Origin of the sequence: Alteromonas sp. Mac1, assembly GCF_001562125.1 — a bacterium.
In the GTDB taxonomy this organism is placed as follows: Bacteria; Pseudomonadota; Gammaproteobacteria; order Enterobacterales; family Alteromonadaceae; genus Alteromonas; species Alteromonas stellipolaris.
The window spans coordinates 607,036-621,428 of record NZ_CP013932.1 but is presented as its reverse complement, the minus strand read 5'-3'; the positions used below and the strand labels follow the sequence as shown (position 1 = coordinate 621,428).

General features: G+C 44.5%; 11 protein-coding genes. 6 read left to right on the top strand and 5 right to left on the bottom strand.

Features of this window, described 5'->3' with window-relative positions:
* Positions 1-27: 27 nt before the first annotated feature.
* Positions 28-825, bottom strand: coding sequence for a substrate-binding periplasmic protein (locus tag AV939_RS02560; protein WP_061996946.1), 798 nt, complete (start codon positions 823-825; stop codon positions 28-30).
* Between the two features lie 9 nt (positions 826-834).
* Positions 835-1,953, bottom strand: coding sequence for a hypothetical protein (locus AV939_RS02555; RefSeq protein WP_057794212.1), 1,119 nt, complete (start codon positions 1,951-1,953; stop codon positions 835-837).
* 218 nt (positions 1,954-2,171) lie between these two features.
* Between AV939_RS02555 and AV939_RS02550 the strand changes: the two genes are divergently transcribed.
* The 3 genes from AV939_RS02550 (at position 2,172) to AV939_RS02540 (ending at position 3,794) form a co-directional block, all read left to right on the top strand.
* Entirely contained in the window at positions 2,172-2,573 is a 402-nt protein-coding gene (locus AV939_RS02550) for a VOC family protein (RefSeq protein WP_061996944.1), read from the top strand.
* A 37-nt stretch (positions 2,574-2,610) separates the two neighbouring features.
* Positions 2,611-2,913: a hypothetical protein gene (locus AV939_RS02545; RefSeq protein ID WP_013785580.1), complete on the top strand. Its 303-nt coding sequence runs from the start codon at positions 2,611-2,613 to the stop codon at positions 2,911-2,913.
* Between the two features lie 191 nt (positions 2,914-3,104).
* Positions 3,105-3,794 carry a YitT family protein gene (locus AV939_RS02540; protein ID WP_057794218.1) on the top strand — a complete coding sequence of 230 codons (690 nt, stop codon included), beginning with the start codon at positions 3,105-3,107 and terminating at the stop codon, positions 3,792-3,794.
* 350 nt (positions 3,795-4,144) lie between these two features.
* Here the strand turns inward: AV939_RS02540 and alr are convergent, their stop codons facing one another.
* Positions 4,145-5,212 (bottom strand): alanine racemase, encoded by a 1,068-nt coding sequence (gene alr, locus AV939_RS02535; RefSeq protein ID WP_061996942.1) that lies wholly within the window; start codon positions 5,210-5,212, stop codon positions 4,145-4,147.
* Between the two features lie 360 nt (positions 5,213-5,572).
* Between alr and murQ the strand changes: the two genes are divergently transcribed.
* The 3 genes from murQ to AV939_RS02520 are packed head-to-tail and all read left to right on the top strand — an operon-like array spanning position 5,573 to position 11,050.
* Entirely contained in the window at positions 5,573-6,514 is a 942-nt protein-coding gene (gene murQ / locus AV939_RS02530) for an N-acetylmuramic acid 6-phosphate etherase (RefSeq protein WP_057794222.1), read from the top strand.
* A 17-nt stretch (positions 6,515-6,531) separates the two neighbouring features.
* Positions 6,532-7,917 carry an exo-beta-N-acetylmuramidase NamZ family protein gene (locus AV939_RS02525; RefSeq protein WP_057794224.1) on the top strand — a complete coding sequence of 462 codons (1,386 nt, stop codon included), beginning with the start codon at positions 6,532-6,534 and terminating at the stop codon, positions 7,915-7,917.
* A complete protein-coding gene (locus tag AV939_RS02520) occupies positions 7,910-11,050 on the top strand; it encodes an FAD-binding and (Fe-S)-binding domain-containing protein (RefSeq protein WP_061996940.1) in 3,141 nt (1,046 codons plus the stop codon). Before AV939_RS02525 ends, AV939_RS02520 begins: the two co-directional genes overlap by 8 nt.
* Here AV939_RS02520 and AV939_RS02515 read toward each other — a convergent pair.
* Together AV939_RS02515 and AV939_RS02510 are read right to left on the bottom strand one after the other, a co-directional pair.
* On the bottom strand, positions 11,003-12,049 hold the full coding sequence (locus AV939_RS02515; RefSeq protein ID WP_057794229.1) for a mechanosensitive ion channel domain-containing protein: 1,047 nt from the start codon (positions 12,047-12,049) through the stop codon (positions 11,003-11,005). The two genes, AV939_RS02520 and AV939_RS02515, sit on opposite strands and share 48 nt — an antisense overlap.
* A gap of 203 nt (positions 12,050-12,252) precedes the next feature.
* On the bottom strand, positions 12,253-14,115 hold the full coding sequence (locus AV939_RS02510) for a glycoside hydrolase family 3 N-terminal domain-containing protein (protein ID WP_057796396.1): 1,863 nt from the start codon (positions 14,113-14,115) through the stop codon (positions 12,253-12,255).
* Between the last annotated feature and the right edge of the window lie 278 nt (positions 14,116-14,393).

Genomic DNA, 14,393 nt, shown 5'->3' with positions numbered 1-14,393 from the left:
TATCGCATATACGCAAGTTTGTAACTGTTAGCGTCTGTCGAAGTTAACCGGCCTTTTCGGATCTTGATAAAAGCCGTCTTTTAATAACCGTTTAAAGCGAGTTAGCTTTCCGTCTAGTGTTAGTTCTTCCAAGCCTTTATTGAAAAGCTCAATAAGCAACCTGTCGTCATTTCTACCCTTTGCTACCAGTAAGTGCGTGGTGACGGTAGATATAAACGGGTCGATAGTCATTACCGCTTGACGCTGCTCATCTGTGAAGTCGCGTTGAAGCAAGTACCAACCCGTTAAATCATCAATGGGAAACAAATCTATTTCCCCACTCACTAACGCTTCTAGGTTTTCTTTGTCTGTTGCGTAGGTGGTTACCGAAGGGGTATTTTCAATATAAGTGGCCAACTCGTTATTGTACAAATAGCCTTCTGTCACCCCCATTTTTTTATCTTTCAGTTCGTCGAAGCTCGACCATGACGCTATGTCAGACTTTCCATTCACGTAAAAAACTAGGCTTTCAGCGGTGATTGGGTCGCTATGCCAGAATTTTTCACCACGCGCGCGCACGAAATTTCCGTAAGACAGCGCATCGAATTCGCCATTCAATGTGGCTTCTACGGCTTCATCCCACGGCATTGATACAAACTCAACCACCACACCTGTCTCTAAAAAAGCCTGTGAAATGATGTGGTTAATATACCCTTTATGCTCCATTTCAGATGAGGTGTAAGGCGCATATTCTGTGGTAGCAATTTTAATTTTTAACCAAGCATGCCCCCAACTATGCAGTGGGACTAACGCCAATAGTAATGTGAAAATAGCTAATAAACGCATAATCTTCCCTTAGAAATAGATACCTAAATTAATATTCAATCTGTGTGTTGTTTCTTGGCGACCACCCAGGTCTAAGCCCACGCCTGGACCACCAGAAAACCACATGTTTTTCCCTTGAATACTATCTACATACACAAATAATTTGTCCCAGCCAAAACTACAACCGTTTATCCACTGCGATGAATCTCGGCCTGATGCCTCATCACCCTGCGCCACACTGTACTCCGTGTAACACGTTAGCGAGTCAATACGGGTGAATTTATAAGGTACTGAATACACCAAATTCGCCGAATACGTCGACCCATCGGCTGCCGCTAAGAACGGAAACGTAAATGCAGAAAGCGAAATTCTATCTGTGGCTTGGCCTTCCGGTGCAGCTAAGTCGTACTCGTAATCAATGTATTGAAGCTCTACTTTAAAATCACCTTGCTGGTGGCGTACGTGAACGGCGTAAGCTGTCATATCGCCATCTTCTAACGTATCTAAGTTTAAGATATCGCCATATTGGTAAGACACACCAATGTCGGTGGTACTCCTTGGCAGCAGCTTTGCAGTATAGTTTGCACGTAAGTTGTATTGGCCATCTTCTTGGTTACGAAACTCACCATCATCGGCCACATCGAATGAGTAACGGCCAAATTCAGCGGCATCGTTATATTCGTCATTCATGAAGTAAGCGGCTTGAAAGTCCCAATTACCGTAATCGTGATTTATCTTAATACCGGCTTCATAGTCATCTTCAAAGCCTAGGTAGTAATTAACTGAAAACCAAAAGTTGTTTGAACCAAAGGGCTGCAAGCCGAAAGGGGTTTGCGTAATACCGGCGGTGATGTCGGTGGATTCATCCCAATGGTAGGTAAGTTCGGCAAAGCGAATAGTGTCGAAATCGGTATTCTCGTACCATCGATATTCTGCTTTATAGCTAAACTGATCTGACTCTCCAGCAACACCTAGCTTGATAGATTCAAATTCAAATCCATCTCTTATTTCAGGAAGTTGCCAATCTTGATGACCATAATTAACCCGTACGTGGCCGCTAAGAGTAAAAGGGAGCTCATCTGCCTGCACTGCAAAGGAGTTGCTGCCTAATAGTGCGGCTAAGGAAAGTAGTGGAAGTTGTCTGTTCATTCCTTGTCCTAATGTCAATTTGCTCACAACTTAGACCACTCCGCCTTGGAGACCCTCGTTGTGATATATATTCCTTCAGTACAAATTATATAGAGTGAACCTTACAAAAAGATCATTGTCGTACACGAAATATGTAAGGTGAAATTGTCGATGAAGTACATTTCATTTGCGTTATATAGTGGGTAAAATTCCACAAAATTTACGTAAAACAAGATTCTATGCAGCATCACATTTCAGCTATTACCTTCCTTGTAGACAATTACGATAGTGCTATTGCCTATTTCACCCAAACCCTTAATTTTGCTCTTACCGAAGACAGAGATAAAGGGGAAGGGTCGCGCTTTGTATTAGTCACACCGAAAGGCAGTGCAACGTCGCTTCTGTTAGCTAAAGCTAAATCGGACGAAGATAAAGCGATGATTGGAAAGCAAGCTGGGGGTAAAGTTTTTATGATTTTACATACCGATGACTTTTGGCGCGATCATCGGTCAATGTGTGATAAAGGCGTTGAATTTTTAGAAACGCCGCGAGAAGAAGCTTACGGTACGGTAGCTATTTTTAAAGATTGTTTTGGCAATAAGTGGGATTTACTACAACCCGCGCATGCCGACCTTAATTAGGTGTAACCACACCCTCTGGAGATTTGTTTTGTCCCCCATGAAGCGTTCAATCATTACCGACATAGTGGCTATATTGGCCATTGCGATATTAATTGCGACTGCGTTTTATGGGCTTGAAGCCAGAAAAGAAGTTATCTATTTATGTGATAACTTTACGCCAGGGGTATCGAAAAATAGTGTTGAACGACAATTAAATACCACTAATTTATTGGTATGGGATACCGAGTTTTTAGCGGTTGGTAGCCGCATAGTGGCCTATAGTCCGCTAAACTTCGGTTACATGCACTGCCGCGTTGAATTCAACAGACAAGACATTGTGGTGTTTTCAGTGGTGGAATAGCCCGCTTTTCGCTCACAAATGGTGCAGTATTTACAAGTCAGCAACTTACTGTTTACCCTGCAGTTAAAAGTCGTAAAGCTGCGCGTACCAATAGATTTTAAGCTCAGCATGTTATCTAACCACAACCCTGTATACCCTACCAACGTAAACGTATAATTACAGCGTGTCTTATCAACTAAGAATCGCCACTTATGCAAAACTCCAATCACAGTGTTATCGAAGATATCTTTGCATTAGTTAGTGCCGGATTGTTCGTGGCATTTGGTGTATTTCTGTTCCAATCGCAAGATTTGATGGTAGGTGGCGCTGCGGGTATCGCATTGCTGGGAACTTACGCGATTGATATGGACTTCGGTGTTCTATTCTTCCTAATCAACTTGCCCTTTTACACGCTAGCATGGACTCGCATCAGCAAGCGCTTCACACTGAATACGTTTATTTCTGTGACCACAGTGTCTATTCTGACTGAGCAGATCCCAGCCTTCGTCGACATTTCTAGCATTAACCCTATATTTGCTGCCATTTTAGGTGGTTTGCTTATTGGTGTGGGTATGTTGATCATGTTCAGACACAGCTCTAGTTTAGGCGGCTTGGGAATTTTAGCGTTCTATTTGCAATCTCGATTTAATATTCGCGCCGGTACGTTCCAACTTACTGTAGATAGCGTTATTTTGCTTTGCGGGCTTTTCTTCATTCCATGGCATTTAGTGCTTATATCGATTCTAGCAGCGTTCTGCTTGAATATGGTCATTTCATTAAACCATCGCCCAGAGCGTTATATCCCAGCGAAAAAAGAAGGTGGAAAGTCACCTGAAAAAAAGGTGCCTAGCGTGCAGACGTGTGCAACAGTAAACACTAATCTACACGCGCAAAATAACTAATCTGTTAATGTTTCGCCTGCGCTAAACGTAAAAAACCCGGCCATATTAATGCCGAGTTTTTATATTATTTCTAACGTAACGCTTTGTATCCTTGTCGCTACCCTACTGCTTTTTTCTGCACAGGCTTAAACGGTCGACTTACTAGTCCTCGATTCACCCTAGGGCGAGAAAACGAAGTACGCATACAAACCTCACTTACGTGATATACCCATTACAGTCGAAGATGAAATATTCATCTCAATCCTGAAAATGGGAGTCTAGTATAGGCACAAGCAGGTGAAAAACACCTCATTGTTTCGGTGAATAGTCATTCATCAGCGCATTTACGGGAATGTAAAATACTGTAAATACTAGCGATATTTCACGATCCTAGGTACCCGGGCGGACACTCGGGTTAACAATTCGTAATCTATGCTTCCTGCAGCACCTGCAACCTCATTAATAGGAACATTCTCACCCCACAGCTCTACCCTATCGCCAATATTGACGTTTGAAATATGGGTGACATCGATGGTGATCATGTCCATAGACACACGCCCTGCTAAGCAAGCTCGCTTGCCGTTTATCGCAACCGGCGTGCCGTTAGGACAATGTCGTGGGTAACCATCAGCATAACCAATACCTACTGTAGCAATGCGGCTATCTTTTTGTGCAACCCAGTTTTGACCATAACCAACTGACTCCCCTTTTGGCACATCGCGAAGGGCAATAATACTAGAACGTAACGTCATGGTAGGGGCTAATGCCACGTTAGCGGTGTTGGGCTGACCGCCGTAAACCGCAATGCCTAAGCGATTCCAATCGCCACGACTTTTTGGCCATTCAATGGTGGCCGGAGAATTAGCAATACTGACAGGTAGCCCTAATTGGCTAACCACCTGACTAAACGCACTTAGCTGTTTTTGAGTAAAGTCGTTACTGGTGTCGTCTGCACAAGCCAAGTGTGTGACAAGCACAGTGTCTTTGGTAATAAGCGACGCGTATTGTTCAACAATGCTTGGCAGCGTGTTAAGGGCAAAACCAAGTCGATGCATGCCACTGTCGGCTTTTAGCCAAATGATGGGGCGACGCTCTTCGGGACACGCTAACGTCCATTCTAATTGTGCTTTATTGTGCATCACTAAAATACAACCATGGGCTGCAGCCATAGCGCATTCTTTAGCTTGGTGTGCACCTTCTAACACTACGATAGGCGCGGTAATCCCCGCCTCTCTAAGTGCGATAGCTTCTTCAATAATCGCCACAGCAAACCGAGGGGATACATGTTGTAGAATACGTGAAACGTTAACTGCACCGTGCCCATACGCATCTGCTTTTACCACCGCCATAGAACGGCTTGTTGGGGCTAATTCTGCTAATAGTTTAAAGTTACTTAAAATAGCATCAGCGTGAATAATGGCTTGGGTTTGACGGCTCACAGTAAACGAGTAATCCTTTGTATTTGCTTAGGCACAGAGTGTATCACGAGTTGAATGAATTCGAATTCTCGGTATACAAATTTATAGACGCAACGTACGAGCTAATTTTCTATTAACTAAAGCACTGAGCTTTGCATCTTGTAGGTTTACGACTTATTGGTTTGCGCCTTGTTGGTTTTCGCCTCTTGGGTTTGCGCTATAGGTTCGCCACATTATAATGCGTTGTAAATATGTGTAGTTTGCTCTTACTCAATTGTGGAGCAACAAAGTGCTAGCTAAGAATTCAAGTATGAATGTATTTATGCGTGTTCTTATGTATGTATAGCAAATTAACTCCCTTGTCTTTCGTAAGGTATCACCATGCAGCCCACCGATTCATCACGCAGTATTCATCACCTGGCTAAAGATTTAGAACGGGTAGTGTCTGAAGGGCGAAACCCCAATACTGTAGATATTGACACCCTTTCAACAGAAGGGATGCTGGCGCGAATTAATCACGAAGACGCCAAAGTAGTACCCAGCGTGGCGACAGAAATTCCTGCCATAGCCAAAGTGGTAGACGCCGCTGCAAAAAGCATAGCAAATGGCGGGCGACTTATTTATATAGGCGCTGGAACCAGTGGCAGGCTAGGCATTTTAGATGCAGCTGAATGTAGGCCAACCTTCAGTGTGCCAGATGGTGTTGTAGTAGGCATTATTGCTGGCGGCGAACGTGCGGTTTTACATGCGGTTGAAGGTGCTGAAGATAATCGAGAAGCCGGCAAGCAAGACGTTATTGCTATTACGCTTAGTCAACACGACACGCTGGTTGGGTTGTCGGCAAGTGGGCGCACACCTTATGTTTCAGGCGCTCTTGCTTATGCGCAATCTATTGGAGCAACGACAGCGGCTATCGCCTGCAGCCCGAGCTCAGCCATATTTGAACATGCCGATGTTGTCATTTGTCTTGTGGTTGGCCCAGAGGCGCTTACCGGCTCAACAAGAATGAAGTCCGGCACAGCGCAAAAATTGGTACTTAACATGATAAGCACCGCCACCATGATCAAGCTGGGCAAAACCTTTGAAAACTTAATGGTGGATGTAAACGCGACCAACGAAAAGCTTAAGGCTCGCGCGCTTCGTATTGTGATGCAAGCCACTGAGTGCAATGAACACGACGCAGCTAACGCGCTAAAAGCGTCGAACAACAATGCAAAGCTGGCCATTTTAATGGTGTTAACCGGCGCCAGTGCCGACGACGCGGCAAAACAATTGGTGGCAAGCAATGGCTATTTGCGTCACGCTGTAAAACAACCGCTTTAAAAAGGCCACGTTCATACATGCGTATTAAGTCGCTACTTACATTCGCTTTACTACTAAGCGCTGCTATTACTCTTAGTGTGTCAGGCCATGCCCAAACAGTTACTAGGGCCAAAACCCATGATAAGGCTGAAGTTGCAGAAAGTAGGTTGCAAGTAGGTGCGGCGCAATTTAATGAATACTTGCCCTTGCTTGAAGGCAAGCGTGTTTCACTGGTAGTTAACCAAAGCTCAATTATCGAAAGCCCGATTATAAAAGGCTCGGCTGTTATTAACAGTTCGCCGGAGCCTACCCATCTAGTCGACGCACTGCTAAATCGTGATATCAATGTGGTGAGTATTATGTCGCCCGAGCATGGCTTTCGCGGCAAGGCGGGAGCGGGTGAAAAAATAGATAACGATGTTGATGTTAAAACAGGTCTGCCTATTCACTCCCTTTACGGTAAAACGAAAAAGCCGACGGCCGACATGTTAGCCAACACCGATATTCTGGTGTTCGACATTCAAGATGTAGGCGTGCGCTTTTATACATATTTAAGTACTTTGCACTACGTACTAGAGGCCGCTGCCGAGGCACACATTCCGGTAATAGTCTTAGATAGGCCCAATCCTAATGGTGCCTTTACTGATGGCCCTATTTTACAGTCGGATTATGCCTCGTTTGTAGGCATGCACGCCATTCCTGTATTGCACGGTATGACGTTAGGTGAGCTCGCGCTAATGATAGTGGGTGAACAATGGATGACGACCGATGCCATTGAAGGGAAACAGCTAGCGCAGCAGGTGAATAAACACATGCAGTCGCAGGCGCTTTTAACCGTTATTCCCGTGGCAAATTACTATAAACAAATGCCTTATTCTTTGCCTGTTGCCCCCAGCCCAAATTTACCTAATGATGCTGCTATTGCCTTATATCCCACTCTTTGCTTTTTTGAGGGCACGGACGTAAGCGTTGGAAGAGGTACTAATCTTCCTTTTCAACTTATTGGCCACCCTGTTATAGCGCTTGGCGATGAAAATATAGACGTTGTAGCTAATCAAGCCGCTCCCTCGCCTAAACACAATAACACCACCCTGAAGGCTTCGTTTATGACGGATGCTCCCATTTCAGGGTTAAATATTGATGTGCTGCTTGACGCTTATGCTCAGTTTAATGAACAAGACATTACTTTTTTCACTCGCCCAGATTTTTTCGATAAATTAGCCGGTACGGATTCGCTACGACAGGCCATTATCGCGGGGAAAACCAGCACTCAAATACAAGCTAGTTGGGCAGAAGGCTTAGCCACATTTAAACAGCTTCGCTCCCCCTATTTACTTTACCAGTTAATGGCTTCTGAATTGCCTGACGACGTAAAAAGCCGTGTTAAAACCATCAATATGAAAGTAGCAACGCACTATGAATAGCTCTAACGCGATGGGTAATGCCAAGAACAAGCAAATAATAGATAACGCAGATGATAACTTTCGTGCTTTTTTCACGGGTATCAGCGAATGGTTAGCGCCTAATAATATTATTAGCGACAAAGCTAGGTTAATAGCCCTTGCTACCGACGCCAGCTTTTACACAAAAATACCTAAGCTAGTTATTAAAGTACCTAGTATTCGTGCTATGTGCCGCATATTGGCATTGGCGAATCGCTTAAGTATAGCCCTGACATTTCGTGCAGCAGGCACCAGTTTATCTGGTCAAGCAATTACCGATTCCGTATTGGTAATGCTAACACCAGATTGGCAGCAGTTTGAGGTAATAGATAACGGCGAGGCAATATCGTTAGCACCAGGTGTAATTGGCTCGAAAGCGAATCGAATATTGGCAAGCTATGGCCGGAAAATCGGGCCAGATCCAGCTTCTATTAATGCCTGCAAGATCGGTGGTATTGCAGCGAATAATGCGTCTGGCATGTGTTGTGGGGTAAAGAACAACTCGTATCATACCTTGCGCCACATTCACGTATTGTTGCCCGACGGCAGTGAAGTTAATACCGCTGATGCAAAAAGCGTTGCAGCGTTTGAGCAAAGCCATAGTGGCTTATTAGCCTCCCTAGCTGCCCTTCGCAACACGCTATTAAAAAATTCGGCACTGACTGAAAAAGTACGTTATCAATATCGCCTTAAAAATACCATGGGCTACGGCCTTAATGCCTTACTTGATTACGAAAACCCTCTAGATATTTTTACACACTTAATGATTGGTTCAGAAGGTACATTGGGCTTCATTGCCAATATTACCTACAACACCGTACCTTTACCTCGTGCGCGAGAAACTGGACTATATTTATTTGAAGATTTTAAAGCCGCATGTGCGGTTATTCCTGCGCTTAAAGCTTGTGATGTGGATGCTGTGGAGTTAATGGATGCCAGAGCATTGCGCGCAGTAGCGCCACTGTTATATGGAATAGTGGCAAGCAAAGGCAATCATAATACTAATAACTCACATGCTGTCGCCCTACTCATTGATGTGGGCGCACCTTCACAAGCTGAGCTTGATGATACGCTAAAGACAGTACGCAACATTTTAAGCCAGCCAGCATCGGGGTTAAGCAAAGAAAATGAGCCCCCCTCTAACCAAAATCAGAAGCAAGGACAGCCTCTGCAAGATTTTACTGCAGAGCCCCGCATCATTGAAAAGCTGTGGAATATTCGAAAAGGGTTATTTCCAGCGGTAGGAGCGGTAAGACCTACTGGCACCACGGTCATTATTGAAGATGTGGCTTTTCCACTTGAAAGCTTGGCCGATGGGTTAAATGCGTTAGTCGACTTATTCGAAAAGCATGATTACCACGATGGCATTATTTTTGGTCATGCACTCGATGGCAATGTGCACTTTGTGTTTAGCCAAGGGTTCAATACCCCAGATGAAGTCAGCCGTTACCAGGCCTTTATGGCAGATATAAGTGTGCTAGTGACACAGCGCTTCGCGGGTAGTTTAAAAGCCGAGCATGGCACGGGCCGTAACATGGCACCTTTTCTTGCTGCACAGTGGGGGGATGAAGGCGTGGCGTTAATGCGCTCATTAAAAGACATTATCGACCCTAAAGGTATCTTAAACCCGGGCGTTATTTTAAATGACGATCCTCAAGCGCATATCACTCACTTAAAACCCATGCCAGCAGTGCAAGACACTGTAGATGCCTGTATTGAGTGCGGCTTTTGTGAGCCCCAGTGCCCCTCGCTTAATTATACCTTGTCGCCCCGTCAACGTATTGCACTTAAGCGGCGACAAACGTCTTTGAAAGAACCTGAAGTTATTACTGAAATTAGCGAAGCGTTTTCACATTTAGCCGTAGATAGCTGCGCAGCAACCGGGTTATGTGCAAGTGCTTGTCCGGTAGGCATTGACACTGGGCAGTGGATAAAACAAATACGTGGCCGCCGCGATAGTGGTCGCGCTACCCAATTAGTGAGTGACCTTGCAGCTAAACATACCGATAAGGCGTTATCAATTGCACGCTTTACACTAAATACCGGTCATAAAGTAAAAGGCGTAATTGGTGAGAAGGCATTCAATCGTATTACAGATACACTTCATTTACCGCAGCTTCATAATAGTATTCCTAAAGCTTCGCAGTATAAAACCTATACTTCGCAATACCATGCTAAGACCTCGCAAAATCTTAGTGAGGCAGAGTTTAATGCCATAACCCAGGCTAATGCACTAGCTTCTGACATTGATAAAGTAGCTGAAATAGACGCTGAATATCCACTTAAAGTGCCCCCTAATTCAGGGCAGCCAGGCTGCTCTGAGAATGAGCTTGAGAAAGCACGCGAGAAAGCGCTTTCCAGCTTACTTTCTCAAGCGCCATCCCAAGCGCCATCCCAAGCGGCTTCGAAGGTGGTTTACATGGTAAGTTGCCCGAGCAAAGTTTTCGGTGGTAACGCTAAAGAAAAAAGCGTTATTCAAGCTGTGATTTCTTTGTGTAATAAGGCCAATGTTGATGTGGTATTTTCCAGCGCAGATGACCTTTGTTGTGGTCAACCTTGGGATAGTGAGGGTGAATCAAGCACCGCAAGCGATAAACTCACGGCGTGGAAACAAGAAGCTTATGCACTTTCAGAGCAAGGGCGCTGGCCGGTCATCATTGACAATAGCGCTTGTGCATATAACGTAACATCAAAAAGCGCTGAAGATTCACAGCCAAATAAAATAAATGCACTGGAAGTAAGCGAGTATTTACTTCGGCACATTTCACCTCGTGTAAAGGTGGGTAAAACAGATGACCCTATAATGCTACATATAGGGTGTTCAAGTACTAAGCTAGATGCGGGCGTTGCTATTAACGCTTTAGCGAACCTTTGCACTTCAAACGTTATTATTCCATCTGATATTACCTGCTGCGGGTTTGCGGGGACTAAGGGATTCACTACCCCAGGGCTGAACGAAAGTGCACTGGCACCGCTTGCCAGTCAGGTGCCTGAACATTGTTATAGAGGAGTGTCGAATAGTGCGACTTGCGCTATTGGGTTAAGCCAGCACAGTGGAGTGGTCTATTCACACATTGCGGTTCTGCTCGACGAGATCAGCCAGCCGCTTTTCTAACGTCGCTTTGTGGGTTTTCAATTGTTCTTTTTCATCACCCTCTGCGGTTTCAAGTTGCGTGCTGATAGCCGCAATTTGCTCGGCTAAACCTTCTCGATTTTTCTCATGCTGTTCAGCTTCTTCTGCTTTATCAAAAATGATTGCCTCGGGATGGTTTTCCTCTTCAACCTCGGGGGTTGCTACCTCTATTGATGAGCCAGGTTGCTGAGGAATCATTTGCAATCCTTCAGGTTGAGGTCGCTGATTCATGAAAGTGGGTGATACAATTTCAATACCTGTATTGTGCAAGGCATCAAGCACAGATTTATGTAGTCGAGAGCGCGCACTTAGCATACTTTTGACTTCTTTGAGCAAGCCTGCAACTCGGTAGCTTACCGAGAAATCACCTAAGGATATCACTTGAACGAAAGGATCTTCCAAGTCAGCGTTGGCTGCCGCAGTTAGTAAGTGCTTCTCAACCTTTGAGTGGTGGATATCGTAACCTAAGCTTAAGTCAACCGAGATAATCGCTCCTGACGCCCGGGTTACTCTTACTGGCGTGTTAACCATTAAGGTGTTCGAAAAAGCAATTAGCTCCCGGGTTTCTGTTTGAATTTCAGTATCTAGCAAGCCCATTTCAGCTACCCTTCCGCTGTAGTCTTCTACGCGAATAAAGTCGCCAACTTTAAAAGGTTTATTAACCCGCAACACCAATCCTGCCATCAGATTTCCCACCATGGTGGTAGATGAAAATGCGATGACACCCGATAGTAAAACACCAATCAACGCGATGACCTGATTACGCGTGCTTTCGTTAACAGGAAGTGCCATGGAGATGGCTACCAAACCAACAATAGTAAGTACTAACAAAGTAACCTGGCGCGGCAATTTTTGCTCACTGGTTAGGTGGGATTGTCGCGCAAGTAGCACGTAATGAAGCGCACCTAACCCCACCACCACCAGCACAATTGCTAGTACTAATGGAATAAAAGGAATGAGAAAAGCGACCACTACATCCACACTGAAACTCCGTTTTTTCTTATAACCAAGTCACAATTAACTTAGTTTTTCGCCGTATAGCACTATATTTTTATCTTTTTTTGCTTCAGCCCGCTAACAATACCGGCTGCAAATTACTTAATTTAATTTAACAGCGTCAATCACTTGTATGCGCGGCTAATTTACTGAGAGCCTTCTATCTGCTCGGCTCTATGACACTAACACTACTTTGAAGCACCCTTCCACTGAACCGGCACATAGTCATTAGGTCTGTTCAAGCCTAATAGGGTTTCTACCAAAGCATCAAAAATTGGGCTGTATATATTACTATCTACGTTGTAACTGAATGTAGCAATAGCGATATCGGTGTGTGGCTGCATTTCTTTGGCCATATTGGGCATACGAAGGGGCACTAAAACTGTGCTAAGCCCTTGTTTTTTAGCTTGCTGCAATGCCGATTTAATAAAATTATGTACATTGCCTAATGGCGCCCGTGCAGCTAGGGCTTCTTCGTTATCGAAGCCTTTCATTTCGTAAACGGCATGTTGGGGTGAGATGTCTCCCACTATTAGTAGGTCGGCCTGCTTTAATGCATATTCAAAGGTTGCTTTGTTTGGAAGCTTGGTAAGCGGCAGACATGCCATTCCTATTTTAGGCGCAATGCTAGATAAGCTTTTTTCGAGCGCTAAACATCTGAGCGCATCGGGCATTAATGCCAGCCATGTCTTCTGTGTAACGGGGAGTTTATTAGCGCCAAAAAGCGTGGTGATCGCCGCTTTAGAAAGCGCTTTCTCAATTTGAATATTTCTTGTCTTCTTCGCTTTATTATCTACGTCAGAAAGCCACCAAGAAAGCGCTTTCTCGGAGTAGCTGCTTACATTAAATTTAGCCTTAAGTAACGCTATGCGTTGCAAGGAAGTAGCAAGCTGTGTTGAGGGAATTTCGCCTTTGCTTATTCGCTCACTTACCTTACCCATTAATGCAGCAAACACTTTGATATCTTGCGGTGTTCTAATGGTGAAAGGCATCAAGGCGATGTCGGCACCCGCTTGATAAGCTCTTATCATGGCATCTTCGGGAGAGAAGTATTTAGCAATGCCCGCCATATCCAATGCATCGGTAACGACTACCCCTTTGTAACCCAATTCATTTCGCAGAACGTCATGGAGTATCTTACGGGACAAGGTTGCAGGAATTGTCATCACCCTACCCTGTTTGTCTTTTACGGTAGTGCTATCTAATGATGGGTACTGGATATGTGCACTCATCAACATACCTGGCGGGTTACCACCACTGATAATTCGGCTAAAAGGCAATAGATCACCCTTTAACGCTTGAGCTTTAGAATGTTTAACCTTGGGTAAGCCCGTGTGGCTGTCTGTTTGTGTATCTCCATGACCAGGAAAATGTTTGATAGCACTTATTACACCGCTTGATTGCAACCCATCTACAAAAGATTGACCTAGTACCGCAACATCGCTAGGCGTTCCGCCAAAACTACGTACGTTAATAACCGGGTTTTTAGGCTCGCTGTTAATATCTACCGACGGGGCGAAATTGGTATTTATACCTAAGGAACTCAAACTACTGCCAATGCCTTTCGCTACGTTTTCAGCAAAAGCAGTGCCGTGCTGATAATAGCTTGCCCCTATTGCCAAATTTCCGGGAAAAGGCGTTAGCATAGAAGATGGTAGGCGAGCAACTCTCCCCCCTTCTTGGTCTACTGCAATAAACAGCGGTGGCAACTTCGCTTTTGCCATGGCTTGCTGCAAGGCGTAGTTCAGCTCTATTAGCTGCTTGTTGGTTTTAATGTTTTCAGAAAACAAAATAACGCCACCAATATTGTGGGTGACGAGTAGGTCTTTAAGCGCATCGGGTAGCGTGGTTACCGGATTTTTGCATGCGTTAGAGCTAGTACCATCATCGCAGTAGAAACGAAAATCGAGAATGACTTTTTGCCCAACAGATTTCTTTATTTGGTCTTGTTGGCTGAGCTCATTCGCATAAGCGCTAGGTAGCATGAGCATGCATAGACTAAGCAAGAACGTGTAAGGTAAAAATTTGACGAGTAATGGAAAAAGGCGCAAACAGGATCCTAGAAGTTTTAATAAAGGTTTGAACAGTGGCATTCTTTTTAGCTATACCAGTAGCATTGCCAGCAGTTGTGCTAATAGCGTTGTTAGTAACATTTACAATTACTGTTATTTTACTTGCCGTTGACGGGGTAAGTACAACGATACGTTAAGCTTTGATACGCATAATAATTGCCATGGTATCAAAAACCAATGCATACAGAATAAATACGTGTCATTCTGTGGAATTAACCGTGTGCTCTGCGGTACGCTTATCGCTATTGCTCATGTTA

What these genes read in the sequence shown, in the direction of transcription:
- AV939_RS02560 (WP_061996946.1), bottom strand. Translation starts at nt 825, where the DNA reads ATGCGTTTATTAGCTATTTTCACATTACTATTGGCGTTAGTCCCACTG.
- AV939_RS02555 (WP_057794212.1), bottom strand. Translation starts at nt 1,953, where the DNA reads ATGAACAGACAACTTCCACTACTTTCCTTAGCCGCACTATTAGGCAGC.
- AV939_RS02550 (WP_061996944.1), top strand. Translation starts at nt 2,172, where the DNA reads ATGCAGCATCACATTTCAGCTATTACCTTCCTTGTAGACAATTACGAT.
- AV939_RS02545 (WP_013785580.1), top strand. Translation starts at nt 2,611, where the DNA reads ATGAAGCGTTCAATCATTACCGACATAGTGGCTATATTGGCCATTGCG.
- AV939_RS02540 (WP_057794218.1), top strand. Translation starts at nt 3,105, where the DNA reads ATGCAAAACTCCAATCACAGTGTTATCGAAGATATCTTTGCATTAGTT.
- murQ (WP_057794222.1), top strand. Translation starts at nt 5,573, where the DNA reads ATGCAGCCCACCGATTCATCACGCAGTATTCATCACCTGGCTAAAGAT.
- AV939_RS02525 (WP_057794224.1), top strand. Translation starts at nt 6,532, where the DNA reads ATGCGTATTAAGTCGCTACTTACATTCGCTTTACTACTAAGCGCTGCT.
- AV939_RS02520 (WP_061996940.1), top strand. Translation starts at nt 7,910, where the DNA reads ATGAATAGCTCTAACGCGATGGGTAATGCCAAGAACAAGCAAATAATA.